At 64.7% G+C, this 26,149-nt stretch carries 20 protein-coding genes, 1 tRNA gene and 1 pseudogene; 13 read left to right on the top strand and 9 right to left on the bottom strand.

Going from position 1 to position 26,149, the window contains the following annotated elements; genetic code table 11:
- The 3 genes from RJQ10_RS17190 to RJQ10_RS17180 all read right to left on the bottom strand — a co-directional run.
- Positions 1-1,777, bottom strand: a 1,777-nt coding sequence (locus RJQ10_RS17190) for a cation-translocating P-type ATPase (protein WP_350148608.1), incomplete at its 3' end; no start/stop codon positions are given.
- Positions 1,778-1,840: 63 nt separating this feature from the next.
- Entirely contained in the window at positions 1,841-2,284 is a 444-nt protein-coding gene (locus RJQ10_RS17185) for a hypothetical protein (RefSeq protein ID WP_350148607.1), read from the bottom strand.
- A gap of 72 nt (positions 2,285-2,356) precedes the next feature.
- Positions 2,357-2,938: an acyl carrier protein phosphodiesterase gene (locus RJQ10_RS17180; protein ID WP_350148606.1), complete on the bottom strand. Its 582-nt coding sequence runs from the start codon at positions 2,936-2,938 to the stop codon at positions 2,357-2,359.
- Between the two features lie 209 nt (positions 2,939-3,147).
- Between RJQ10_RS17180 and RJQ10_RS17175 the strand changes: the two genes are divergently transcribed.
- Both RJQ10_RS17175 and RJQ10_RS17170 read left to right on the top strand, forming a co-directional pair.
- A complete protein-coding gene (locus RJQ10_RS17175; protein WP_350148605.1) occupies positions 3,148-4,080 on the top strand; it encodes a peptidylprolyl isomerase in 933 nt (310 codons plus the stop codon).
- Positions 4,081-4,088: 8 nt separating this feature from the next.
- Positions 4,089-5,087, top strand: coding sequence for a HupE/UreJ family protein (locus RJQ10_RS17170; RefSeq protein WP_350148604.1), 999 nt, complete (start codon positions 4,089-4,091; stop codon positions 5,085-5,087).
- A 9-nt stretch (positions 5,088-5,096) separates the two neighbouring features.
- Here the strand turns inward: RJQ10_RS17170 and dauA are convergent, their stop codons facing one another.
- The 3 genes from dauA to RJQ10_RS17155 all read right to left on the bottom strand — a co-directional run bounded on the left by dauA (position 5,097) and on the right by RJQ10_RS17155 (position 8,244).
- Positions 5,097-6,836, bottom strand: a complete 1,740-nt coding sequence (dauA, locus tag RJQ10_RS17165; RefSeq protein WP_350148603.1) for a C4-dicarboxylic acid transporter DauA — start codon at positions 6,834-6,836, stop codon at positions 5,097-5,099.
- A gap of 80 nt (positions 6,837-6,916) precedes the next feature.
- On the bottom strand, positions 6,917-7,339 hold the full coding sequence (locus RJQ10_RS17160) for a nuclear transport factor 2 family protein (protein WP_350148602.1): 423 nt from the start codon (positions 7,337-7,339) through the stop codon (positions 6,917-6,919).
- Entirely contained in the window at positions 7,336-8,244 is a 909-nt protein-coding gene (locus RJQ10_RS17155) for an NAD-dependent epimerase/dehydratase family protein (protein ID WP_350148601.1), read from the bottom strand. The genes RJQ10_RS17160 and RJQ10_RS17155 overlap by 4 nt, the downstream gene beginning before the upstream one ends.
- Before the next feature lie 364 nt (positions 8,245-8,608).
- On the opposite strand from RJQ10_RS17155, the gene RJQ10_RS17150 reads away from it, so the two are divergent.
- The 6 genes from RJQ10_RS17150 to trmA all read left to right on the top strand — a co-directional run bounded on the left by RJQ10_RS17150 (position 8,609) and on the right by trmA (position 11,841).
- Positions 8,609-9,283, top strand: a complete 675-nt coding sequence (locus RJQ10_RS17150; protein ID WP_350148600.1) for a Bax inhibitor-1/YccA family protein — start codon at positions 8,609-8,611, stop codon at positions 9,281-9,283.
- A gap of 62 nt (positions 9,284-9,345) precedes the next feature.
- Positions 9,346-9,741: a sulfurtransferase complex subunit TusD gene (gene tusD / locus RJQ10_RS17145; protein ID WP_350148599.1), complete on the top strand. Its 396-nt coding sequence runs from the start codon at positions 9,346-9,348 to the stop codon at positions 9,739-9,741.
- Positions 9,738-10,118 (top strand): sulfurtransferase complex subunit TusC, encoded by a 381-nt coding sequence (gene tusC / locus RJQ10_RS17140; protein WP_350148598.1) that lies wholly within the window; start codon positions 9,738-9,740, stop codon positions 10,116-10,118. Before tusD ends, tusC begins: the two co-directional genes overlap by 4 nt.
- 3 nt (positions 10,119-10,121) lie before the next feature.
- On the top strand, positions 10,122-10,415 hold the full coding sequence (tusB, locus tag RJQ10_RS17135) for a sulfurtransferase complex subunit TusB (protein ID WP_350148597.1): 294 nt from the start codon (positions 10,122-10,124) through the stop codon (positions 10,413-10,415).
- 4 nt (positions 10,416-10,419) lie between these two features.
- The gene (locus tag RJQ10_RS17130; protein ID WP_350148596.1) at positions 10,420-10,737 is read left to right on the top strand and encodes a TusE/DsrC/DsvC family sulfur relay protein; all 318 of its coding nucleotides are present in this window, start codon (positions 10,420-10,422) and stop codon (positions 10,735-10,737) included.
- Positions 10,738-10,743: 6 nt separating this feature from the next.
- A complete protein-coding gene (gene trmA, locus RJQ10_RS17125; RefSeq protein WP_350148595.1) occupies positions 10,744-11,841 on the top strand; it encodes a tRNA (uridine(54)-C5)-methyltransferase TrmA in 1,098 nt (365 codons plus the stop codon).
- On the opposite strand, the gene RJQ10_RS17120 is transcribed toward trmA, so the two are convergent.
- Both RJQ10_RS17120 and RJQ10_RS17115 read right to left on the bottom strand, forming a co-directional pair.
- Complete coding sequence (locus RJQ10_RS17120) at positions 11,838-12,761, bottom strand: hypothetical protein (protein ID WP_350148594.1); 924 nt, start codon at positions 12,759-12,761, stop codon at positions 11,838-11,840. The genes trmA and RJQ10_RS17120 overlap by 4 nt on opposite strands.
- Positions 12,758-13,393 (bottom strand): dUTP diphosphatase, encoded by a 636-nt coding sequence (locus RJQ10_RS17115; RefSeq protein ID WP_350148593.1) that lies wholly within the window; start codon positions 13,391-13,393, stop codon positions 12,758-12,760. The genes RJQ10_RS17120 and RJQ10_RS17115 overlap by 4 nt, the downstream gene beginning before the upstream one ends.
- A gap of 109 nt (positions 13,394-13,502) precedes the next feature.
- Between RJQ10_RS17115 and mscK the strand changes: the two genes are divergently transcribed.
- The 3 genes from mscK (at position 13,503) to RJQ10_RS17100 (ending at position 22,403) form a co-directional block, all read left to right on the top strand.
- Positions 13,503-16,793, top strand: coding sequence for a mechanosensitive channel MscK (gene mscK / locus RJQ10_RS17110; protein ID WP_350148592.1), 3,291 nt, complete (start codon positions 13,503-13,505; stop codon positions 16,791-16,793).
- A 1-nt stretch (position 16,794) separates the two neighbouring features.
- Complete coding sequence (locus RJQ10_RS17105; protein ID WP_350148591.1) at positions 16,795-20,844, top strand: hypothetical protein; 4,050 nt, start codon at positions 16,795-16,797, stop codon at positions 20,842-20,844.
- Positions 20,845-21,065: 221 nt separating this feature from the next.
- Positions 21,066-22,403: a pyridoxal-dependent decarboxylase gene (locus tag RJQ10_RS17100; RefSeq protein WP_350148590.1), complete on the top strand. Its 1,338-nt coding sequence runs from the start codon at positions 21,066-21,068 to the stop codon at positions 22,401-22,403.
- A 33-nt stretch (positions 22,404-22,436) separates the two neighbouring features.
- On the opposite strand, the gene RJQ10_RS17095 is transcribed toward RJQ10_RS17100, so the two are convergent.
- Positions 22,437-22,524, bottom strand: a tRNA-Leu gene (locus tag RJQ10_RS17095).
- A gap of 118 nt (positions 22,525-22,642) precedes the next feature.
- Here RJQ10_RS17095 and RJQ10_RS17090 point away from each other — a divergent pair.
- Both RJQ10_RS17090 and RJQ10_RS17085 read left to right on the top strand, forming a co-directional pair.
- Complete coding sequence (locus RJQ10_RS17090; protein ID WP_350148609.1) at positions 22,643-25,855, top strand: AsmA family protein; 3,213 nt, start codon at positions 22,643-22,645, stop codon at positions 25,853-25,855.
- Positions 25,856-25,920: 65 nt separating this feature from the next.
- Positions 25,921-26,149: pseudogene (locus RJQ10_RS17085) on the top strand (sodium-dependent transporter); the annotation flags it as partial.

Raw genomic sequence — 26,149 nt, 5'->3', positions numbered from 1 at the left:
CCCCAGCCGCCTGCAACGCCTCGACAATCCGGATTTTCTGCTGCGGACTGACTCTCGCGTATACTCGCAGCTGACGTATTCGTGCCTGCAGTGCCTCGTCGGACAGCTTCGCCAGTTCCACGCCGGTGAGCAGCTGGGCGTCGTCGTCCGCAATCCCCAGGCGCCGGGCGATCGCCAGCGCAGTCGCCGGGTGATCGCCCGTAATCATCACCGGGGTCACGCCCGCAGCCAGACAGTCCTGCACCGCCTGGGGCACCTCGGCACGCGGTGGATCAATCAGCGCGACCAGGCCCAGCAATGTCAGGTCGCTCTCCATTGCCGGCATTGCATCTGCCGCCGGTGGCGCATCGAGCTCGCGCGCAGCGAGGGCCAGCACCCGGTAGCCTTCTGCCGCAAGGTCGTTGGCCTGGGCCAGCACTGCGTCAACCTCGAGCGACAGGCACAGCGGCACTACCTGCTCCGGCGCTCCCTTGCAGAACAGCAGTACCCCATCCGCTCCGGCGTGCAGCGTGGACATGCGCTTGCGCGTGGAGTCGAAGGGCAGCTCCGCAATGCGTGGCCACTGCTCCGCCAGCAACTGCTTGTCATAGCCCGCGTCCAGGCCTGCGCGGTACAGGGCAACTTCCGTCGGCTCTCCGCGCAACGCGTTGTCAGCGCCGGTTTCCACATCGTTGCTAAGCGAGAGGGCGAGCCCCAGGCGCTCGGCAGCCGCGGGAATGGCAGTGGAATGGCTGCCGTCGACGACAAAGCCCTCCGCATGCATTTTATTCTCGGTCAGGGTTCCGGTCTTGTCGGTGCAGATGAAAGTGACCGAACCCAAAGTTTCAACGGCGGGCAGATTGCGTACCAGGGCGCGCTGGCGCCCCATGCTGAGGGCGCCCAGCGCAAGCGCAACACTGATCACCGCGGGCAAGGCCTCGGGAATGGCGGCCACCGCCAGGCTTATCGCCGTCAGGAACATCAACAGCGTGGGCTCGCCGCGCAGCAGGCCTACCGTGAAAATCAGCGCGCAAATCGCCAGCACCACCAGCGCCAGGCGACGGCCAAAGCGGGCCAGCCGCTGCTGCAACGGTGTCTTCAGTTGCGGGGTCTTCTCCAGCAGGTCGGCGATGCGCCCCAGTTCGGTCGCTGCGGCAGTCGCGACCACCAGCCCCGCCGCCCTGCCACTGCCTACCTGGCTGCCCCTGAACACCATATTGGCCCGTTCGGCAACCGGCAGTTCGGCTCCAGGCAGTGGGTCCACGTGCTTCAGAACAGCGGTGGATTCACCGGTCAGCATGGACTCATCCACTTGCAGGTCCGCAGTTTGCAGCAGCCGCAGGTCCGCCGGCACCAGGCTGCCTGCCTCCAGCAGGACCAGGTCCCCGGGCACAAGGTCAACCGCAGGCAATTCCACGATCTCGCCGCCGCGGCGTACGGTTGCGCTTGGCGTGGCCAGCGCTTTCAGGGCCAACATCGCCCGTTGCGCCCGGAACTCCTGCACAGCGCCAATGACGGCGTTGAGAATGACAATGACGAGAATGGCAACCGTATCAACCCAGTCACCGATCAGGCCGGCAACCAGGGCGGCTGCCAGCAGCACCAGGATCATGAAGTCCTGAAACTGCTCCAGAGCTATCAGCCACGGGGAGCGCAGGCGGGATTCGGCAAGCTGGTTGGGGCCGTGCCGCGCAAGCCGTTGCGCGGCTTCCTCCGAACCCAGGCCCACATCCCCGTCGACCTGCAGGGTATGCTCCAGCTCAGCGGCGGATAGTGTGTGCCAGGCAGGGTCGCTCATGCAAGGCCGGTCAGCAGCCCGGCAACCGGGCCAGGGTGACCCGCGACAGCGCGGACGCCAGAATCACACCGATGTGCCGAGACCGAGATTGCGCAGCGCGGTACGAAAGGCGTTGAACGGGCTGATCAGGGCATCGCCGAGTACAATGGCGCAACCGAACCAGTGAAAATAGTTAAGCTGTTGCCACCCTGCGCCGGCCCCGCTCGCAGGACGCCCCTCCAGCAGGAACCAGGTCAGCATGGCCGTCCCCAGCATCACCGAAACGATGGACCAGAACAAATCGAGCAGGAAGGAAGCGGTATTGATATCACCGGATTTGAAAAACTCCACGAACAGGACGAATACCCCGATGCCCATGTAGATGAATCCAAAGTGTATCTGTGCCGTCATGTCGACCTGCAGCTGGTACATGACCGCCGGAAAGGCTACGACCAGCAGCACCCAGGGAAACTTGCCGAGAAAGGCGGTGATGCCGCCACTGTTGTTGACCCTGACCTGTCCAGACACGGGAATGACCTCACTAAGCTTGTTCGTCAATAATAGGACGAGTTGAGGAAAAAAACAGCCATTGGACCAGCATCAATCCCGGTCTGCGGCCGCAAAGTCCAGCACCTCCGGGAAAAAAGCGAGGAATGCAGCCTCCAGCTCGGCATCCCGATCCGCAATCAGCGCTGCCGCCCGTGACAGCGGATTGTCCCGCCGCAGGCGCGCCGAGATGCTCTGCAGTGTCGCCTCGACGCCCGCCATGTTCGCACAGCGATCGAGCCAGTCGTGGGCGATCAGGCGCGGCACGTGAGCTGCCAGGGGGTCGGGCAACAGCGACTGGTGCTCCGCAAGCATGCTGTAGGTGTCGCGCAGGAACTCCCGCCGCGGGCTGCCGCTGAAGCGAGTCCAGTGGCGAACCAGGTAGTGATCAAACGCGACATCCAGCACGATGCCGGCATACCGGCGCTGTGCCGGCGGAAAGCCGTTGCGGAGCTCGGCCAGCAGCGGGTGGCCATCAGTGAACGCATCAATTCGCCGATGTTGTTGCACACCCTGCTTGATGCTGGCGGGCAGTGCCAGCCCGGCCAGAGGCCCCTTGAGGAAGTCTCCGGCAACGTTGCCAACAATATGGCAGGGATCGGGCCCCGCGAGCAGGGCATGCGCGAGATGATTCATGGCTGGTCGGGACAGGGCACAGGCACGGTTTCCGGGAGGAGAATGCAAATCAGTATATAGTACTCCACGGATATCCGGATGGAAGGGAGTTTCCTGTTCAATACCTCAGACTGATGCGTATTGCGGGGCGGGATCTCTGGTCTTTGCGATCGTACAGTGCGACCATGCGACAGCTTGTTTATTGCCCCTGATTCGCACGAGACGCACGCTTGCCGAAAGTCATTCTCCGCCGCCCATGGCTCCATTTCCTGCTGCTGGGCGCTCTGTTGTTCTGGCTCCAGGGACTGCTGTTTCCAACCCCGCGGCCCAGTGTCGGACCGCTCAGCGAAGCGCGTGTCGAGGCCCTGCTGGAGCAGTGGCAGGCGGCCACTGGCCGGCGTCCGGACGGAGCCGAGCTGCAGCGACTGCTGCGGGCGGAGCTTGAGCAGGACATGCTGTTCCAGCACGCGCTCGGCCTGAACCTGCACCGGCAGGACCCGGTGGTCTACCAGCGCCTGCTGCTTAACATGCGGTTTCTGGGCCTCGCCGCAGAGGGTGACACCGATGCAGAGTTATTCCGGCGCGCCCTGGAATTGCGCCTGCACCTGGGAGATGAGGTGGTCCGGCGGCGCCTGGTGCAGGTCATGGAACAGCTGCTGCTGGCGGCGAACCCGCCGCAGCCCGTGTCCGAGACGGCGATACTGGAAACCTTTGCCGCGCGCGCACAGGAATTGCGGCGCCCGCCACGCTACACCCTGCTGCAACTCTATTTCGACCGCGACCGGGAGCCGGAGCTGGCGGCTGGTGTGGCGCGCATTGAATCTGAGGCCATGGCCCCGGAAGCGGCCCTGGACCTGAGTTCGCCTTTCCTGCTCGGCAATACCTTCCGCGAGCAGACCCCGGACCAGCTGGGCCGGACTTTTGGTGCGGTGTTCGTCAGCAATCTGCTGGCGACTGATCCGGTCGCGGGACAATGGCACGGCCCGCTGCGTTCTACCTATGGCTGGCACTACGTCTGGATCGAAAACGTGACCCCGGCGCGACCTGCGGAACTGGAGGAAGTGCGCCCCCTGCTCCAGCGTGACCTCGAGCTGGAGGCCCGCAACCGGGCACTGGCGGCAGCCGTCGCCGGGCTCGCCAATGACTACGAGTTGCTGTTGTGAAGCGGCGTTTGCAGCTGACCAGAATCGTCATCCTGTTGCTCTGCAGCTGCCTGGGCAGCGCAGCCCTGGCGCACCGCTTCGCCCCCACCCTGCTGCAGATCGTCGAACTGGCGCCGGGGTCGTACAACGTGGTCTGGAAGACCCCGGCCCAGGCCGCCAGCCCGGTTCCCCTGCTGCCAACCTGGCCCGAGGGCTGCACGGTTGCCAGCGCCAGTCCGCCCCAGCCCGAGGGCACCGGCCTGGTTACCAGCATGCAGCTGCGCTGCGCCGGCCTGGGCGACGGGGGGCTGGTGGGCCAGGTGCTGGGCGTAAGCGGCCTCGCAGCCAACCAGTCCACGGTCATGCTGATGTTGAACCTGCTTGACGGGCGCCAGTACCAACAGGTGCTGAACGCGGAGCAGCCCGCGTTCACGGTGCCGGAGGAACCCGGTACTGGCCGGGTGATGGCGGACTACACGGTACTCGGCGTCGATCACATCTGGACCGGAATCGATCACCTGCTGTTCGTTTTCGGCCTGCTCCTGCTGGTGGGCGGCGGGGCCCGCCTGCTGTGGACGATCACTGCCTTCACCGCCGGCCACAGCATCACCCTGTCGCTGGTAACCCTGGGCTTTTTCGACTATCCGGTGGCGCTGGTGGAACTCGCGATCGCGATCAGTATCTTCTGGCTTGCAGTGGCCCTGACCCGGGGCAATGAGCGCAGCCTGTTCCGGCGTCACCCCTGGTGGCTGGCCGGCGGCTTCGGCCTGCTGCATGGCATGGGCTTTGCCGGTGCCCTGGCGGAGACCGGGTTGCCCGCGGGCAATGTGCCCCTGGCCCTGCTGTTCTTCAACATCGGCATCGAGCTGGGGCAGATCAGCTTTATTCTCCTGATCCTGCTGCTGTGGCGGGGCCTGCGGCGAATACCGGGCCAGTGGCAGCCAAGGCTGCAACCGGTTCCGGTCTATCTGCTCGGCGCGCTGTCGGCGCTCTGGTGCATCGAGCGCGGCCTGGAAGTCCTCGCCTGAGACCAGCTCCTATGCGATCCAGCGCCTGGCCCGGGTGCCCGCCTGGGTCAGGCTTGAGACCCAGGCCAATTGCCCTCTGCGCGGGTGGACGCCCGCTCGCTTGAGCTTGAGAATAATCCGTGCCGGCAACCCGGCCAGGATCAGGGCGACACCGCGGCTGTTCATGTCGGCGATCAGCGACTGCAGCGCCACTATCGCAGTGAAATCCATGGTCGACACATCCCCCATGTCGATGATCACGACCTTGACTTCCGGGTCCACCAGCCGCAGCGCCGCCAGCGCCCGCTCGGCGGCGGCGAAAAACAGGGGCCCGTTCATGTCGTACACTGCGACGCTGTCAGGTAAATCCTGCAACACAGGCTCCGCTGCCTTCTGCAGCTGCCGGGTGTGACTCAGGCTTGCCATGCGACCGATCAGCAGCGCCGCGGCGAGTCCGATACCCACCGCCACCGCGATCACCATGTCGAATAGCACGGTGAGCAGAAAGCAGACCACCAGCACAGCGACATCACCGGGCGGGGCGGAGCGCAGCGTGTGGCTGAAATGGCGGGATTCACTCATGTTCCAGGCAACCACCAGCAATAGCGCCGCCAGCGCGCTCATGGGTACCAGCCCGAGGAGTCCGGTGAGGAAGGTCAGCGCTGCCAATACCACCAGCGCATGGACCAGCGCCGCCACCGGTGAACGGGCACCGCTGCGAATACTGGTGGCCGTGCGCGCCAGCGCGGCGGTGGCGGTAATGCCGCCGAACAGGGGCGCCACCAGGTTGCCGAAACCCTGCCCTACCAGTTCTGCGTTGGAGTCGTGGCGGGTGTGGGTCAGGCCATCTGCGACAACGGCGCAAAGCAGCGATTCGATCGCACCCAGGATGGCAATCGCCATGGCAGGGCCCAGCAGGGCGCGAAACAGGTTGAAGTCCACCAGCAGCGGCGCTCCGTCCGCCCCCGGCAAGCGCCAGGGCAGCACCAGTTCGGGCAGCACCGGGGGGATGCCGCTGCCGGACAGGTCGCCCACGGACCAGCTGAAGCGGGAGGCGATGGTCTCCACCGAGAACTGGGGGGTGCCCAGCAGTCGCTCCAGGCCCCAGCTTGCCCCTGCGGCCAGCGCCAGGGCCACCAGCGGCGCTGGCACGGGCAGTCGCAGTCGCGGCCAGGTGAGCAGTATGGCCAGGGTAAAGGCTCCGCTGGCCAGTTCGGCGAGGCTGATACCCGGCAGTGCCGTGACAATACCTGCGACTTTTTCGGGAAAGTGGTCTGCGGGTTGCGCGATCACCAGGCCCAGAAAGTCGGGCAGCTGCAGCACCGCAATAACCACCGCAATACCGGCGGTAAAGCCGAGCACCACGGGGTAAGGGATGTACATCACCAGGCGCCCGAGACCGCTGACCCCGAAAGCAACCAGAATAGCCCCCGCCATCATCGTTGCCAGCAGCAGCCCCCCCAGGCCGAACTGTTGCACGATGGGGATGAGTATGACCACGAACGCGGCGGTGGGGCCGGAAATATTGAAGCGTGAACCACCCGCAAGTGCGATCACCGCGCCGGCAACAATGGCTGTGTAGAGACCGTGCTGGGGTGCCACGCCGATGGCTATGGCCAGCGCCATGGACAGGGGGATGGCGACCGTGCCAATGGTAAGCCCTGCCATGACGTCGGCGCGCAGGCCCGCCAGGCCGTAGCCGGCCCCAAGGCCAGCTCGCAGCCCGGCGCCAAGGGCGGGCAGGCGAACTCTGGACAGGCGGCTTTTCACAGGCAATATCCTTTCAGCGCAGCGCTGATGCCTTCAACAAGCGCGCAAGCATACGCCAAAACGGGGCCCTTGTGGGGCCCCTAACCGCCAAAGGACGGTGTTCGCAGCTCGCGCTCGTCCTGGGCAACCACGGCAAGATTGCGCTGCAGGTAGCGGCCCTCTCCAGCTCGAACTTCGATCACATCCTGGTAGCGGATATACATATCCAGGCACAACTGGCGGCCTTCACGCTGGTAAAAATGTGAAGCCACGCAGTAGGTTTCGCCGGTATAGACATCGTCCTGCCAGCTGCCGGTGACTTGCCCGAGCAGATGGAAAGTCCTGTCGAACTGGCGCAGGAACTCCAGGTTACCGATGAAGACAGCCCGGGAGTCAGCACCAAAACCGGGCCCCTCCTGGGTAAATTCCGGCCACATGATCCCTTCCATCGCGGCGAAATCGCGATCATCCACCGCTCGCGCATAGTGCGCGGCCAGCTGCGCGGGGAGCGTTTGCCGGTTCACTGGCGGGCCTCGTAGTGCGCCACCAGCTCGGCGATAGCTGCAGCAACGCGGCCGGTGCCATAGCCCAGCTCCTGCACGCCCTCTGGCTGATAGCTGACCGTGGCGCCGCGGCCGGCAAACATGATCATGTCCGGCAGCAGCGGGTGCTCCTCACTGCGCACGACCAGATCCTGAGGGTTGCCCACGGCGTCACACCAGAGCTCGAAATAGGCCTTCCAGGTCAGGTTCTCGTCGCCCACCAGATAGGCGCGCCCGGGTTCCCCCTGCACCAGGGCGCCCAGCACCGCTTCCGACAGGGATGGCGTGGTGATGTGATTGGTCCCGCCCTCCGGCGCGAACATTGGCACGCCTTCCATAAGGCCCTTGGCATACAGGTAGTTGTAGTACAGGTGTTCCACCTCCAGCCCCGGCAGGTGACCCAGCACAAAGGGCGCATTCAGGCTGCAGACGGCAAAACTGTCGTCGCTCATGGCGCGGATGGCTTCGTCGGCCAGCGCGCGGGAGCGCACATACGGACTGGTCTCGATCTTCTCCGGCGCCACCTGGGGGTAGAAGGTACCGATATAGGCGGCGCGCTGGATGCCCGCCGCTTTGGCCGCGGCAAAGAACCGCGGAATGCCTTCGCTGTTGTAGCGTGTGTAGAATGCCTCCTCGGTGACGGAACCGTCCTGGGGCAGTTGCCGGATGTCGACGCCGGCGGCAAACACCAGCCAGTCAAAGCCAGCCAGGCGACCGTCCGCCACGTCGTCCTCGACGTAATGGGTGGGAATGAAAGGCAGACGCGCCAGCGCCGGGACTGAGGGCGCAGAGCGCGCCATCAGGGTTACATCGTGCCCCTTGTCCGCCAGGTACAACGCCGCATGCCCGCCGATCAGGCCTGTGCCACCTACAACCAGTACTTTCATAACATCCTATCCTCATAACGTCTTGCGGAATGTGCACAGCCGCGGCCGCAACTGCCCAGTCGAGACAGAGTCTAAAGCGCCCGCCCGGTGCCTGCGAAGTGAGTGCAGGCAATCCGCAGCGCCTGCGAGGCAAAAAACGGCACTCGGACTACCAATCCATACGGATCGATGTCGTATCGGAGGCCTGGCGCGGCGCTGTCGGGCGCCGGCACCAGCCCGGCGAGCAGCAAATAACCACTTGATTATTATGGCTATAATCGTCTGCGGCCAGACCGGAAACAGTTGGTTTTTGGAAACTTTGTCTCTACCATTGAGTCCAAGGGTTGAACGCACCTTCGTGTGCACAGCAATGGAGCAGCAAGCAATGGAACAGAAAGGCTTCTACAATCTGAACACAGCGGGCATGGAGTCTGTCGTCAGCACCAACAAGGTGCTGAAGAACACCTACATGCTATTGGGGATGACCCTGCTGTTCAGCGCGATCACAGCGGGAATCTCCATGGCCATTGGCCTGCCCCAGGGCGCCGCCCTGGTCCTCATGCTGGTGGGTTTCGGGCTGCTGTTCGTGGTTCACAAGATGGCCGACACCAGCAAGGGGCTGCTGGCCATCTTCGCCTTCACCGGCGTCATGGGCGCCTCCATCGGTCCCATGCTGAACCACTACCTGTCCATGCCTGGCGGCCCGGCCCTGGTGATGCAGGCCCTCGGCGGCACTGCGCTGGTATTTTTCGGGCTCTCCGCCTACGCGCTGACTACCCGCAAGGACTTCTCCTTCATGGGCGGTTTCCTGATGGTGGGGCTGATCGTGGCAGTGGTTGCCATGATTGCGAACATTTTCCTGGCGATCCCGGCGCTGTCCCTGACGATCTCCGCCGCGGTGGTCATGATCATGTCCGGCCTGATCCTGTTTGATACCAGCCGGATCATCCACGGCGGTGAAACCAACTACATCCGCGCCACCGTGGGGCTGTACCTGAACATCTACAACCTGTTCATCCACATGTTGCACCTGCTCACCGCGCTGGGCGGCGATGACTGAAACACGGGTCGCGCAGCCTTCGAACCCCGGCCAGTGCCGGGGTTTTTTGTTGGCTGGCTGACATGCCCCTGACCTATGCCCTGCTGGTGCTGGCCTCTCCCACCTCGGGCCACAGCAGCCTGACAGCGGCCCGCTTCGCGCGCGCCTTGCTGGCCCGGGGACACCGCCTGCAGCGGGTATTTTTCCTCGACAACGGCACCCTCACAGGTCTCGCCACCGCTGTGACTCCCCAGGATGAACAGTCTCCCCTGCAGCAGTGGGCGCAGCTGGCAGAAGAGCACCAGACCGAGCTTATCCTCTGTGTCAGCTCGGCCCTGAAGCGCGGCCTGCTGGACAGCACCGAGGCCACTCGCCACGAGCGCCCCGCCGCTACCGTGCATCCGGCCTTCGAACTGGGCGGCCTGGGATTGCTGGTGGAGGCCGCCCAGACAGCGGATCGCCTGGTGACGTTCGGATGAGCCCGGTGGCAGAGCACTCACGCAAATCCATTTTGGTCGTCAGCCGTCACGCCCACCCCGGCAGCAGCCTGCCTCGCTCGGCACTGGATACAGCGCTGGCGGCGGCGGCTTTCGACCAGCCGGTGACACTGCTGTTCCAGGGCGAAGGGGTACTCCAGCTGCTGCCTGCCCAGGACAGCCGAGCCGCGGGAGTACGCAATCTGCGCAAGGTCATCGACTCGCTGCCGCTCTACGATATCGAGGCAGTGTACGTCGACTCCGCCGCGGCCAGCGCCTTCGGCATAGCCCCGGACACCTTGCCCGCCAGCGCCCGGTGGCTGGACGCAGCCGGTATCCGCGAACTGATGGCCAGCCACGACCACGTCCTGGGATTTTGAGCCATGCTTCTGCATACCCTCAGCCGCTCGCCCGCCCACGCCGCCCTGCGCGACTGCCTCGCCGTGCTGGCGCCCGGCGATGCCCTGCTGCTGCTCGGCGACGGTGTCTATGCTGCACTGGCCGGGAGTGAAGCAGCAGCCCTGCTCGCTGACAGCGGCGCCAGCCTGTTCGTACTCGACACCGACGCGGCCCTGGCCGGGGTGCGGGAATGTCTGACGCCCCATGCCATACTGGTGGACGACGACGGCTTTGTCGCTCTCAGCGAACGTTACAGCCGCCAGCTGGCCTGGTACTAGCGCCATGCTGCCGGACAGCGCCTTCGACCCGGAGGGCTTCCTGCGGGATCTCCGGGACTGGACTCCGGACGTCGCGGAACAGATCGCGGCGGGAGAGAATATCCGCCTCACCAGCGCCCACTGGGAAATCATCGACCTGCTGCGAGACTACTACCTGCAGTTCGACAGCTCTCCCGCCATGCGCCCACTGGTAAAATGGGTGGCGCAAAGGCTGGGTGTCGACAAGGGCAAGAGTATTTACCTGCTGGCGCTTTTTCCCGGCTCGCCAGCCAAGCTCGGCAGCAAAATCGCCGGTCTTCCGAAACCCGACAACTGCCTGTAGGCGCCCATGCCCCTGAGTACATTTGATCCCGACCGTTACCGCGAACTGCTCGCCAACAAGACCGCGCGGGTACAAGGAATGCTCGGCGGCTTCGGCGCACCGGACGCCGAGGTGATCCCATCGCCGGATACGGGCTTTCGCATGCGCGCCGAGTTTCGGATCTGGCACGATGGCGACAGCCTGGACTATGTGATGTTCCGCCGCGGCGAACCCGGCACCCCGGTGCCGGTGCATCATTTCCCCATTGCCTGCGAGCGCATCCAGGCGTTGATGCCGGTACTGCAGGCGCGATTGCGGCAGGATCCAGAACTGCGCCACAAGCTGTTCCAGGCCGAATTTCTCAGCACCCTGGCGGGGGACACCCTGGTCACACTGGTCTATCACCGACGCCTGGATAGCGCCTGGCGGCTGAGGGCGGAAGCGCTGGCAGGCGAGCTGGACATAGCCGTGGTCGGGCGCAGCCGCAAGCAGAAGGAGGTTATCGGCCGCGATTTCGTCACCGAGCAGCTGCCCATCGAGGGTCGGAACTACCGCTATCGGCAGTACGAACAGGCATTTACCCAGCCCAACGCCGCGGTCAACATCCGGATGATCGAGTGGGCCTGTCGCCACGCCAAACCTCTCGCAGGCGATCTGCTGGAACTGTATTGCGGCAACGGCAATTTTACCCTGCCGCTGGCCCGGCACTTTGAACAGGTCATCGCCACCGAACTGGCCAAGACGTCCATCCGCGCGGCACAGTGGAACCTTGAGGCGAACGGTATTGGCAACGTGCAGATGATCCGCCTGGCCGCGGAAGAAGTGACCCAGGCAATGAATGGCGAGCGCGAATTCCGGCGCCTGGCAGATTTGCCCCGACCGCTGGCCGACTACCAGCTCAATACCGTGTTTGTGGACCCGCCGCGAGCGGGGCTGGACCCCGCCACGACCGCGATGGTGCAACGCTTCCCCAGCATACTCTACGTCTCCTGCAATCCGGAGACCCTGGCCGCCAATCTGTCGGAGCTGACCCGGACCCACCGTGTTGAAGCGCTGGCCCTGTTCGACCAGTTCCCCTACACCGACCACATGGAGTGCGGGGTACTGCTCCAGCGTCCCGCCTAGCAGCGAATGCCGAATGCCAGCAGGCCGCGCCCCAGAACCTCGTCCAGGCGTTCCGCGTCGCTATCCTTGACTTCCAGGTAGCGCAGCCGGTTTTCCTTGCAGACTTCCTTGTTGCGCAGTTTTGCAGACAGGCGGCCCGGGGCCGCCCCTTCGTGCCAGCAATCGATATAGACACTCCCCGCAGGTAAAAAGAAATCCGCATGCAGGTCCTCCTCCACCGGCAACGCGCGCTGGGTGGCGTGGGCAAGCTGTGCCAGGTACAGCCAGTTGCACACCAGTGCCTGCAACCGGGAGCCGGTGCGATGGCCATCGATGCCACCGCAACCTTGCCCGCCAGAGGGGGCGCCGGGGCTGCCGGTGGCAAACAGATCCGGCGCCACCGGATCGGGCGCCGGCAGCAGGCCTTCGCCGCTGGCGCAATCGGGCTCGCCCGACAGACGCTCCAGTTCCCGGTGAATCACCGGGTGGTCGACTATCTCGTGGGGCCAGTTGACATAGAATGCACCGGTACTCTCGCTCTCCGTCTGCTGCCCACCCAGCTGGCGACCAAACTCCGTCAGCTCCCAGCCCAGGATACTGTGCTGCTGCAGCCCCAGTTCGGCCAGCGCGCGATTCAGCTGTCGCGGCTGCAGCCCCGGGTAATAGCGCCGCATCTGGCTCGCGGTGATGCGCTGGTTGGACTCGATCGCGCTGAGCAGCGGGTGCTGTACCAGCGCCGGGGGCCAGACGATATATCGCCCGAAGCGCTTGCTGTCCCGGTAACGGCCACCCTCGTACTCCCCCTTGGGTGTCAGCAGCCAGGTGTCGGTGTGGCGCTCGATCCAACCGTAGTCCTTGAGGGTGACGAAGAGCTGTTGCACGGGAATATCCAGGGCCCGCGCCAAGGCGGTGGTGGACAGGCGCTCCTCCTCGCCGCTCATGCCCTGGCGGACGCCGCGGTGCCGGGGTAACGCGCCCGCAGGGCTGCGTAGACGCTCTCGGCATAGTCGGGCGCGTTGCTGTCCAGCGCCGCCAGCACCTCCACCAGGTGTTCATTGTCCTCGCGACCCTGCCACAGCTTCTGATAGCTGCCGTCCTGGTAACCGTGGTCCTGACGGAAAAAATTCAACACGTTCTTGCCGACATAGGCGCTGTACAGCCCGTCGAAATCCAGCCCCGAGGCCAGCATCAGCTCCCAGAAGCGGCGCGGAGAAAAACCCTTGCTTTGCAGGGCGTGCAGAGCCAGCGCTTCAGTGGCCTCGCGCACATCCAGCCCCGCGGGCCGGAAATCGCCGACGTCCGCCGCTATGTTTGCGGCCATGGTGTCTATGCTGTCACCCGTAGCGAACAGGGCCGAGAGGCCAAAATGCCAGATGTCGATGACCTCGAGTTGCACCTGCTCCAGGTCGGGCGCCTGTTTCTTCCACCACTTGTACCCATAGTGTTCGATCAACTCCGCGCATTCGATCCAGAGTGCGCGGTACCAGGCAAAATCCTGGCCTATCCAGTCCGGATGGACCCGGGTGTTCATCCGGTCCTGCATGCCAAGCATGGTCCTGAGTGCCTGTTCCAATGTGGGCTCCTGCGCGGTGGTGGCTGATGTGGGCAAAGAATACCAGCTTCTTCCCAAACAGCCACAGGCAGACTACCCTTGCCCCCTGTTCTAGCTGGAAGTCTTGCCCATGTTCAGGTTTGGCCGAATCGTCGGTGTGCTGCTGCTCGCCTGGCTCTTCCCGCAGCTGGCTGGTGCTGATGCCATCCGGGTTGAGTCTTTGCAGGAGGAGCTGAAGCAGGCCGTCGAAACCAGCCAGTCGGATACCGAGAAGCAGGAGCTGCAGGAGCTGTACCAGACAGCGATAGACTTCCTGCACAAGCGCGATGCGCTGCTGGAAAATCAGGCCAGCCTCAACACCCGGATTGAGCAGGCTCCCGAGCGGATACGCCAGTACCGGCAGCAACTGGGACGCCTCGATTCCCCCACCGCGGAGAGCATACGGAAAAAATTCCGTCGGGCGGACGTCGCAACGCTTGAGGAAACGCTGCGGGGCGAGGTCAGCACCATGTTTGACCTGCAGGGCGAGCTGGCGACGGTCAACGGCGAGCTGGTCGCCGCCCAGACCCGCCCGGAAACGGTACAGGCGCAGATCGCGGCCAACCAGAGCCGTGAACAGGAACTCAATGACCAGCTGCGGCAACTGGAGCGACAGCCGGAAAGCCGGCTTCGCAATGCCCGCATCAGTCGTCTCCAGGCGGAGCAGCAACACCTGCTTGAGACCAGTAACCTCATGCGGCGCAAACTGCTCAGCAACGCCGTGTTACAGGAGCTTGCCGAGGCGCAGCGGGCCCTGCTGCGGCGCCAGATCAGCGCTCTGGAAACCGAACCCGACACCCTGCAGGACCTGTTGGAAGAGGCTCGCCGCAAGGAATCGCTGCTGGCGGTTTCCGAGGCCACCGACACGCTCCACCTCACCAGCGACCACCAACTGCTGCGCAAGCAAGTACAGCTCAACCAACAGCTGAGCGAGGAGCTGCTGGCTGCTTCAGGCAACGTCGGTGAATTGACCCGCAGCAGTATCGCCGCGGCCCAGCAGATCGAAAGTTTGCTGCAGATAGAGCAGGCGCTGGAACAGCAGATCGAAGTCCTGCGCGGAAGCGTGCTGCTGTCGCGCATTTTGCACCAGCAGAAGCGGGCGTTGCCGCGGGTTCAGGGCACCCTGACCAGTGCGGACCGCATCGCGGATCTGAGGCTGCGACAGTTCGAACTGAACGCCCTGAAGAGCGAACTGGAAGACCCGGAGCAAATGGTGACCCGGCTACTCGCGGCGCTGCCGGAGCAGCAGCGGGAAGCGCTGCGACCAGACCTGCAACAAGTAATAACCAACCGGGCCAGCCTGGTTACCCAGCTGGAGCCCATTACCAGTGCCCGGCTGAGCCAGGCCATCGCCCTGCAGTTGAATCAGCAGCGCTTGCGATCCCTGAGCAACAACCTGCACAGCAGAATCGATGATCAGCTGATCTGGGTCGCCAGCACCCGCCCGGTGGACAGCGTTTGGCTGCGGGCCCTGCCGCTAAACCTGAAATCCCAATGGCAGGAGCTGGACTTGACCGGATTGACCGGCAGTCTACTCCCAAGCCTGCTCAGAAACTGGCCCTGGCTGCTACCGGCACTGGTGCTGCTTGGCGTTTATGCTCTGCTGCGGCGTAAGCTCCGATTGCGGCTGGCGACACTGCATGACGATGTCCGGCATTTTCGCCGCGACACCACGTTGCACACGCCGCTGGCACTGTTGCTGACCGCGATCCAGGTCATCCCCGTACCGCTGGTGCTGGTGACCGCGGGCCTGGTCTGCCGGCAGCTGGAGCCGCTCATGCCGGTCACCGGCATGGCGCTTGTGCAGCTCGCCCTGGCGTGGTTGGTACTGCACCTGCTGTATCGGGTGCTGGACCCGGCGGGGCTGGCTGGACGCCACTTCCGCTGGCAGAACACCCTGGTACAGCAACTCCACACCCTGGTGCGCAACATAGCCTGGATCCTGTTGCCGCTGGTCCTGGTCACCACTGTCAACGTCGAATTGCCCGAGTATCAGGAGCAGGACGCGTTGGGGCGAGTGTCAATCATCGTTGGCATGACCCTGCTGGGCATGCTGCTCGGACGCAGCATGTGGAGCACGCAACCGCTGTACAGCTCGAAAACCGCCCACTTCGGCATCACTCTGCTACTGGCTGCCACGCCCCTGTTCCTGGCGGGCATGACTATCTGGGGTTACCAGTATACGGCGGTAAACCTCGCCCACAGGTACTGGTACACCCTGTACCTGATCGTCGTGTGGATGCTGCTCGAGGGCACCATCGTCCGCAACCTCAGCGTTGCCGGGCGTCGCCTCGCCTACCAGCGTGCCCTGGCGCGGCGCGAGGCGGTGCTGAAGCGCGACAGCGCCGAGAGTGAGGTCGCGGTGGAGGTACCCGAGCTCGCGATTGACCAGGTCAACGAGCAATCCCTGCGCCTGGCAAAGCTCGGGATGCTGGCGCTGTTTTCGGTGCTTATCTACCTGATCTGGTCAGATCTGGTAAGCGCCACGGCCTACCTGGATTCCGTTACTCTCTGGCAGTACAACGCCGGCACCAGCGACGCCCCCGAACTGACTCCGATGAGTGTCGCTGATGTGCTGGGTGCGCTGATCATCATCATCTTTACCGTCACTCTCGCCCGCAACCTGCCGGGGCTGCTCGAAGTGCTGGTCCTGTCGCGGATGAACCTGCGCCAGGGCAGCAGCTACGCTGTAACCACCCTGCTCAGCTATGTCATCGTCAGCGTGGGCTTTGTCAGCGGGCTCGCCGCCCTCGGTGTCAGCTGGAACAAGTTGCAGTGGCTGGTTGCTGCGCTCAGTGTGGGCCTGGGTTTCGGCCTGCAGGAAATTTTCGCCAACGCAGTCTCGGGGATCATTATCCTGTTCGAGCGCCCGGTGCGTATCGGCGATGTCGTCACCATAGGCGACCTGTCGGGCACCGTCAGCCGGATCCGTATCCGGGCCACCACGATTACCGACTTTGACCGCAAGGAAATCATCGTTCCCAACAAGAATTTTGTCACCGGGCAGCTCGTCAACTGGTCGCTGCACGACACTATCACCCGGGTGACGGTCCGGGTGGGAGTTGCCTACGGCTCCGACCTGGAACTCACACGGAAGCTGCTTCTGCAAATAGGCAGCGCCAACGCGCACAGCCTCAAGGAACCGCCCCCGCAGGTACTGTTCCTGAGTTTTGGTGACAGCACCCTGGATCACGAGCTGCGCGTGCACGTCAAGGATGTGGGCGATCGCCTGCCAGCCATTGATGAGCTCAACCGGGAGGTTGACCGCCTGTTCCGCGAGCACAATATCGAGATCGCCTTCCCTCAGGTGGATCTCAACCTGCGCAAGAGTGAGGGACTCGACCAGCTGACAGCGCGCCCGGCGCCGGACTCAGGAGGATAATATGTTGAGGTTGCTTGCCCTGCTTTTCCTGCCGCTTTGGGCGCAGGCCCAGACCTTGCCCGTACCGGAGCCTCTGCAGGCATGGCAGGACTGGGTGCTAAGGGACATACCCGAACACCGCTGCCCCCTGCTGCACCCTGACCGCTTGCCGCGCCCGGAAGCCTGGGCCTGCGCCTGGCCGTCGCGGCTGGATATCACCGTGGACAGCAACGGGGCGACTTTCCGCGGCGGCGCGACGCTGTACGCGGACGACTGGCTGCCGCTGCCCGGAAATGTCGAGACCTGGCCGCGCGCAGTGCGGGTAGATGGCCAGCCCTGGCCAGTGGTGAGCCGCGACAATCTGCCCGCCCTGCGCTTGCCGCCGGGCACCCACCGAATAGACGGGCGCCTCGACTGGCTGCAGCGGCCCAACTACCTGCCGCTGCCCGGGCTCTACGGCTGGGTTGCTCTGTCGGTGGACGGAGAGAACCGGGTGGCCCCCGAGCGCGGTAAACAGGGACTCTGGCTGGGGCTGCCGAGGACTACCGGTGCCCGCTCTGTGCCGGCTGATGCGCTCGAGATTGAGGTGTTTCGCAGGGTTGAGGACGGTGTCCCGATGCTGCTGGAAACCCGGCTCCGGCTCACCGTGTCCGGCGCGCTGCGGGAACTGGCGCTGGGACCGGTGCTACCAGCGGATTTCGAGCCCCTGAGCCTGGCCTCTTCGCTGGAAGCCGGCCTGCACCCAGAGCAGGGCCTGTTTGTGCTGCTGCGACCGGGACAACACAGCGTGACGATACTCGCCCGGGCCCGTTCTCCCCTCCCCGCCCTCGGCGCGACCGCCGGCGACCCGCCCTGGCCCCCCAGCGAACTCTGGAGCTTCGCCGCGGACCCCGCCTTGCGCACCCTGGAACTGGGCGGGGCCCGCGCTGTAGACCCGCTGCAGGAGAACATTCCGGAACCCTGGCAACAACTACCTGCCTGGCGCCTCACCGCCGGTGAAACGCTCGCCACCGAGCTCCGCAGCCGTGGCCTCGGCAGTGCCGGGCGCCCGCGATTGAGCCTCCAGCGCCAGGCCTGGCTGGATTTCCACCAGCCCGTGCTGCAGGTCACTGACAGCATCACCGGCACCACCGGAGGCCTGCAGCGGCTGCAACAGGACGTGCCCTGGACCCTGCTGCGGGCAGAACTCGATGGCGTGCCGCAGCCACTCAGCAAGGGATCGGATGGCAGCACTGGCGTCGAGCTGCGCAGCGTGGAGCTTGCACTGCGGGCCAGTGCGAGGGTACCTACCGCCGGACAGATTCGGGTAAGCGGCTGGGACCAGACCTTTGCCAGTGTCGACACCACCCTGCACCTGCCCCCCGGCCAACTACTGGTCGCAGCACCGGGCGCGGACCGCGCGCCGGACACCTGGCTCGCCGGCTGGAACCTGCTTGACCTGTTCCTGGTACTGCTGGCCGGCATGCTGCTGGGGCGCCTGCTGGGCCGGCGCTGGGGCCTGCTGGGGCTGGTCCTGCTGGCGCTGGCCTACCCGGACTACCCGGCCCTGCTGTACCTGCTGGGCAGTGCCGCTGGCGTGCAACTGCTGCGCCAGGCGGTGGGAGACAGCGGTCTGTTCGCGCGCAGTGTCGGGGCCCTCTACCGGGCTCTGGTGATCGGGCTGGTCCTCGTAGCCCTGCCTTTTATCGCCGGCCAGTTGCGGCTGGCGATGTATCCACAGCTGGAGCTGTACCAGGTCGAGCAGGCCCAACCGCTGCACCGCACGATCGCCAGCACAGGCCGGGACATTGCCGAGGCAAGCGCCAAACTGGATTCCGCCGGCGAAATGTTCGCGACACGTGAACTGGCCTCGCCAGCTCTGGCGCCCTCTTCCGCCCTCCCCGGCAAGCCCCTCGTGGCCGCGGAAATCAACCCGCAGGCCCTCGCCGGGCCAGGGCAGCCTGACTGGAGCTGGCGCCGCGCCGAACTGAGCTGGAGTGGCCCGGTGGTCGCCGAGCAGACCATGCGCCTGATCATCCTGCCGCGCTGGCTCACCGGCCTGTTGCGGGTGCTGACTGTGCTGGCGCTGGCCGCCCTGTGCTGGCGCTGGTTGCGGGCGCAAACGCCTGCTCCGCGCGCGGTTGGCGGCGGCGGGGCGGCGTCCCTGGCACTGGTATTGCTGTCGAGCGTGCTGTTGCTGCCTCCCCAGGCCAGCGCGGCGGAGAGTGCACTGCCGCCCCCCGCCCAGTTGCAGGCACTGCGGGAGTGGCTGCTGCGACCGCCCGCCTGCGCGCCGGATTGCGTGGAACTGTCCGCGCTGGTGCTCAGCATCGACGCCGCCACCCTGCAGTTGCGGCTGGACGTACATGCCGATACCGATGCGGGCCTCGCGCTGCCCCGGGTACAACCCGACTGGCAGCTGCTGGAACTCAGGGTCAATGGCGCAGAGGTCCGCAGCCTGCGCCAGAGCGACAACCAGCGCTGGCTGTGGCTGGAACGCGGCGTGCATCGTGTCGAACTCCGCGCGGGATTGACCGGGGCGGACCGGGTTGCGCTGCAGTTTGCCAGCCCGCCGCGGGCGGTTGTCGTCAATACCGGTCCCGGCTGGAGCGCTGCCGGAGTCGGCGCGGGCCGCCTGGCAGGTGACACCCTGGAGCTGCGCCGGGAGCAACTGATGGCGGGCGAGGCTGCGGACAGTCCGGTACTGAGCCGCCGAGGACTTGACGCCAGACCGTTCTACCACCTTCAGCGCACCCTGCACCTGGGCAGTGAGTGGCGCCTGCATACCCGGGTGCAACGTCTCGCGCCGGTTACCGGCAACCTGGTGCTCACGGTTCCGCTATGGCCCGGCGAAAACCCCCTCGACGATTCCCTGGCCGTGCGCAATGGGGAGGTTGAACTGACCCTGGCCGAGGGTACGGGACAGCGGCAGTGGCTGTCGAGTCTGGCGCCGGTGACCCGCCTTGAGATCACCGCCGGCGAGCTGGATGCACGCAGCGAAGAGTGGCGGATCAGCAGCTCGGGCCTGTGGCGAGTGGATGCCGCTGGCTCACCCTCGGTCGCCATCCGCGATCCCGGCGGTACCCAGCACTACCGGCCATTGCCGGGGGAAACCCTGGTACTGGACATCGAGCCCATTGCCCCGCTTGAGGGTCCCTGGCTGGCAGCAGATCGGGTGGTACTGGATATCCGCCTCGGTGCCCGGAGTGCCGAGTACACCCTGGACAGCAGCCTGCGCGCCACCCGTGCGGGGACCCACACCGTGCTGCTGCCGGCGGATGCAGAGTTGCTCGAGGCAAGCATCGACGGGCGGGCACAGAACCTGCAGGCTGAGGGTGGCGAGCTGCGCCTGGCGCTTGCGCCCGGCCAGCAGCAGCTGACCGTCCGCTGGCACCAGCCCACTGGCGCGGGACTGGTGTGGCGCAGCGCCAGCCCTGACCTCGGCGTGGCCGCTGCCAATGTCAGTATCGACGCGACGCTTTCCGACCACCGCTGGGTACTGTGGACAGGAGGCCCCCTGCTGGGGCCGGCAGTGCTCTACTGGGCCGCCCTGGCGGTAATGCTGCTGGTCGCTTTCGCACTCTCGCGGAGCGGCCGGACACCACTGCGCCTGCACCACTGGCTGCTGCTGGGATTGGGATTCTCAACCGTTTCCTGGCCGGCACTGGTGCTGGTTGTGGGCTGGCTGCTGGCGGTGGACTGGCGCGAGCGCAACGGCGCGGCGCTGGAGGGGAGACAGCGCAACGGCGCACAGCTGGGGCTCGGCCTGTTGACCGTGCTGGCGCTTTTGGTGCTGGTGAGCGTGATCCCCGCCGGCCTGCTGGGGCAACCCGAAATGCAGGTCACGGGTAACGGCTCCAGCAGTACCGGCCTGCGCTGGTTTGTTGACCACAGCGCGCCCGGCCTGCCCGAGACCAGCATCGTGAGCGCGCCACTCTGGGTGTACCGGGTGGCGATCCTGCTGTGGGCAGTCTGGTTGGCTTCTGCCCTGCTCGGCTGGCTGCGCTGGACCTGGCAGGCAATGGGCAGAGGTGGCTATTGGTGGCGCAAGCCCTTGGTGGCAGAGGCAGACGCAGAGGCCGGGACGGACTAGAACGGAGAAGGTCCGCGACTGGCGCGCGAGGCCGGGATTGATGTTCAGGCGCATCGGTCGCTACGACCGTACCGGTTCACGAGTTGCGGCTGGCGGCAGGGACCTTCACCTTCCGCCCGCGCCACCCTGGAAGGTACGGCGGCGCTCCATGGACTATAGTGTAAAGGCAAGTGGTTACCGGCCCCGAGCCGCTGGCCACATCTGTCAGTTGGAGGGAATCCATGCTTTCAAGACGCAACTTTCTTGTAGGTTCCAGCATATTGGCGGCATCAGGTACAGCGCTTTGCTCGCCACCCGCTGCTGTTGACCCGCCCCCTGCTGTCGCGGCGGCTACGCCAGCCGGCGTCGCGGACGCCAATGCGCAGTCCTACCTGCGCTCGCGCCGCGAGTGGTTGAAGAACCATGACCCGAAAGTTTTTCTCGGCTACCCGGCCAATATGAACAAGCCGCCGGCTGGCTTCTTCAAGTGGCGTGAGCAACTGGCCTCGGTGGACGTGGGTCAGCGCAACATGAACAATGTTGGCGATCCCTTCTATAGTCCCGGAGGCTTTGACACGCAGTTTCTCGAAGCCGATGTCGTTACCCGCTTCGGCGCCCGCTACGGCTTTCCCGCCGACGATATCTGGGGCTTTATCTCCAATAGCGGCACCGACAGCAACGCCCACGGAGCGCTGGTGGGGCGCACCCTGCTCAAGGCCAGGACCGGTGTCACTCCGCGCGTGTACTACACCAAAGAAGCGCACTACTCGATCCAGATCATTCGCGACCTGCTGGCCATGCAGGAAGTCCTGGTTGCCACCGACGACACCGGGGCCATGGACATGGCTGATTTGCGCGCCAAATTGCAAGACAACCGTGACGCCCCCGCCCTCATCCTGGCCACCATTGGTACTACACTCAAGGGCGCGGTTGACGATATCGACGGGATCAACGCGGCCCTGGAGGGCTACGAATCCTATATTCACCTTGATGCAGCGCTGTTTGGTGGCTACCTGCACGCCACCGACTACGCCGCCGACCTCCATAAACTGGGCAAGTCCGGCAAGCGTTACGATTCCATTGCGGTGTCCTGCCACAAGTTTTTTGGTTACACCGGCGCGGCTGGGATATTTGTAGCAGGCAAGAAGGACTTCGAGGAATTTCGGCAACTGTTTGCATCGGTCCATGACCCGGCCTACATCTCCCACGTGCCCGGCACCATCACCTGCTCGCGGGATGCGGTAAAACCGGCGGAATTTCATTACTTCTGTACCGCGGAGTCCCTGCTGCAGCAGGAACGCGATGCCAGGCTGGTGCTGGACAACGCGCGCTACCTGCTGGCCGAGATGCAGAGCCACTTTCCCGAGTTCAATCCGGTGCTGGCCGACCGGCGTTCGAATACGGTGTACTTCGACAATCTGTTCTCGCGAGAGCTGAAGAAGAAGTGGACCCTGGCGACCGTAAAGGCATCAGAGTCGCACGGAAAATCACTGGCGCATGTGGTGGTTATGCCTCATGCGGAAAAGCCCTTGTTGGATAGATTCCTCAGTGACCTCGACGAGGACCGCAAGCGCGCCTAGTGCCCGGAGGGCTGGTATCGAACTAAGTGACTGTGGTGCCCGGGACCGGAATCGAACCGGTACGATCGCAATGATCGGGAGATTTTAAGTCTCCTGTGTCTACCAATTTCACCACCCGGGCATGTCGGGAGGGCACCGAATCCGGCGCGGCGGCATGATAGCACACCGCTTTCGATGAACAAGTTCAGCGGTCGCCGCGTGTTACACTGTCGCCAACTGGATTTTTCGGCGTGGTGGACATGCGCAAGCTGTGGTTTTTGCCTGTTGTGCTGCTGGTGGCATTGCTGGCGACTGGCGCCACGTTGCTGCACTCACCGGCGCTGCTGACACCCACACTGCAGTGGGGGGTGGAGCGTTTCACCAGCTACAGACTGGAGCTACGGGGCCTGGAAACCCGCCCGCGAGACGTCGGCCTGAGCCTGGAGGCACTGCATCTCTACCAGCAGGGTGTAGAAGGCCCCGCCCTGATTTCGGTCCTCGGGTTCAGCGGCAGAAGCAGTCTGCGTGACCTCTGGAGGCGGCACCTGGTAGACACCGCTCTCAGCGCGGACAGTGTCATCGTCTATGTGGCCGCGGATGACGCCGCCGAGGACCCCACTCCGGAACAGTGGCTGCAGTACCTGCGCTTCCTGCCCCGGGAACTTGAGGTCGCCACCATCCACGTCATCAACCAGCACGGTGATGTGTCAATCTTTCCGATTCAGGGACTGTCGGGGCAACGCACGGGCAGCGATGGATTCGCCGCCACACTGCGCGCGGATATCGACGCTTCACCACTGAACGTTTCGCTTGCGCTGACTTCAATCCGCCAGGAACTCAACCGCGGCGGAGTGAATTTCAAGGCGGGACTGGAAACGGTGGACAGCGAGGCCCAGCTCGAGGGTATGCTTGAGGCCGACGCAGAATCAGTGCGCTACGATCTGGCAGTCAATGCCAGTTTCCCGCAGATATCCGCGCTACTCGCAGCCTTTCCCGGTGCGCCGCCGCTGGCGGGCGCCCTGGCAGTGCGCGGGCGGCTGACTGGCGATCTGCAAACTTTTGAACTCAGCGATGCAGGGTTCGAGCTGGACAACCGTCCCGCCTATTTCTTCCAGGCGAGCGGCGACCTGAAGCGGGGAGACAGCGCGGACCCGGAGCTGGCTCTTATCGCATCGGGAGAAATGGACTCGCTCGAATACTTTCTGCGCTGGCTCGATCTCGACCTGTCACCGCTGGGCGGGATCAGGGCCAGTATTGCACTGTCAGGAACGCTGGCGGCGACCGCCAACGACCAGCTCACCATAGTCACCGAAAGCAGCGAGGGCCTGTGGATTACCCTGAACGGCTCCTCCGGCCCCGGCAGCCTCGGCAGTCCGCGCCTGCCTGCCGGCACCAGCTTTAGTCTGCACGCTTTTGCCCCCGGGCTGGGGGTGCTCGACCCCTGGCTGGGGCAGCCCATTGGCATTGATGCCGGCCCCTGGCAGCTGTCAGCGCAGCTGGAGGAAGCATCGGGCGGTCTCAGCCTGCGGAATATCAAGGCGCAACTGGGAGTCGCCGATGGCACCTTGCTGCGCGTGGCTGGCGAGGTGGCGCGGATTGACCTGGACAGGGTTGGCGATCCGGCAGGCATAGAGGGCGTGAAGTTGGAGCTCGCTGCCGCCAGTCCGGACCTCTCGGCTCCGGCGGCCTGGTTCGGGCAAACGCTGCCGACCGGCTTTGCCCTGGAGGCCAGTGCAGGGCTGAACGGTACCGGTACAGAACTGGCGCTCACTGCAGGTCACGGCAAGGTCCTTCATGAACAGCTGACTGTATCGTTCCGGGACGCGAGCCTGCGACTGCACCGCGCCGAGGAATACCAGCCCAGGGGTGGCCAGGCCAGCCTGCGGATGCAGGCCGCAGAGCTGGGGGCGCTGTCCGGGCTGACCGGGCTGGCACTGCCGCCTCTGGGCAGGGTGGAGATAGAAGCGACGGCGCGACAGCGCGATCAGCGCCTGGACCTGCAAAACATCAACGCCACACTGTCGGGCACGCAACTGGGCATAACCGCCCGGGGCAGTGCGCGGGACCTCGCGGGCGCGCGCGAGCTCAGCCTCGACAACACGGTTGAAGGTATGGATGTGGACGCGCTCCTTGACCTGCTGGTGCCGGGAGCAACGCCTCCCATAGAGCTAGGCACGCTGAGCGGAGGTTTCACCATCGCCGTCGCCGGCAACCAGTACGCCCTGTCAGACCTGAAGCTAACCAGCCCGGCGTCCTCTCCGCTGCGACTCCAGCTCAGTGGAGCAGCAGACTACAGTCCGGACCTGTTGCAGGGTGAACTGGCGCTGCAGTTCGGCAGCGACAGTCGCGAGGTATTGGAGGCGCTCAGTGGTCTGCCGTTGGCGCCGGTGAACGGCAGCCTGACGCTCGCCATGGACAGCACCACCGCAAGGCTGTCCAGTGCCAGCCGGGTGGGAGAAACCGAACTCAATCTCCAACTGGACGCTACCCACAGCAACGGCAAGCTGACAGGGCTCAGCGCCAGCCTGGATTCACCGCTGGCAAGGCTGCGCGATCTCGGGCTACAGGCCGAGGGCACCGAAGAGGCGACTTACCGGCCGGCGGAGCTGCTGGAACCTGTCGCCGGGGACACCTCCATGCAAAAGATACTGGAGCTTGCGCCACGCTACCCCGTGGACCTGCGGCTGGCACTGGGCAGCCTGCAGGGAGATCAGAGCCGCTTTGACGATATCAATATTCACATTACCGGCGCCGGCACCACCTACCTGTTGCGGGAGTTCGACTTTGTCTACGACAGGGCACCGGCACAGATACGGGGCGTCATCGACATCAGTGTGACCCCCCCGGGCATCAGTGTCGCCGGCCAGGCAGAGTCGATTCCGTTAAACACCCTCTCCCGGGACCTGGGTATTGATACCGACATCAGCGGTTCCCTGAACATGCGCGGCGGACTCAGCGCGCAGGGCCTGACCGGGGCGGAGCTCCTCGGCCAGCTGGACGGGACTGTGGGCGTGGCACTGGAGGCCGCCACCGTCGAGGGCGCGGCCTACGATGTGCTGGCGACAGGGATACTCACCTGGCTGTTTTCCGGTGCCGCGCGGGAAGAATCGACCTATCTCGATTGCGCAATGGCCCAGTTCGCCGTGGATGACGGCGTGGCCCGCACGAAAGACATTTTCATCGAATCGCCCAACATGATCGCCACCGGTATTGGCGAGTTCAATCTGCCGGCAAAAACCCTGGCCCTGACGCTGACCCCGCGCTCGAAATCCCGCAGCATCCAGATTCCTTCCAGCATCAGCCTGCGCGGAAATATGGCCAGCCCGCGGACCTCGGTGTCGCCCATCACTGCCACCCTTGATATCTACACCGAGGCCATGCTGTTCCTGCCTCGCCTGGCGATGAAGATATTCGGTCTCGACAAGCGCAGCAAAACGGCCACCCATCCCTGCCTGATTGCAGTCAGCCCCTAGGCTTGTCCGCAGGCCATCGTGGTACACTTTGCCCTACTATAAGGCGGCCACTGGCGGAACATTCTATGGCATCTCCAAGAGGCGAATTCAGCTCGCGTTTCGGCTTCATCATGGCAGCAGCCGGAAGCGCCGTCGGACTCGGCAATATCTGGGGGTTCCCGACCCAGGCCGCGAGCAATGGCGGTGCGGCCTTCCTGCTGGTCTACCTGGTCCTGGCTTTCACCCTCGCCTACCCGGTGCTGATGGCGGAGCTGATTATTGGCCGCCACGCTCACGCCAATGCGGTAAGCGCCC

The organism is Haliea sp. (assembly GCF_040222615.1).
GTDB lineage: Bacteria > Pseudomonadota > Gammaproteobacteria > Pseudomonadales > Halieaceae > Haliea.
Note: the sequence above shows the minus strand (reverse complement) of the source record. Positions and strands in the feature narration are given on the sequence as shown.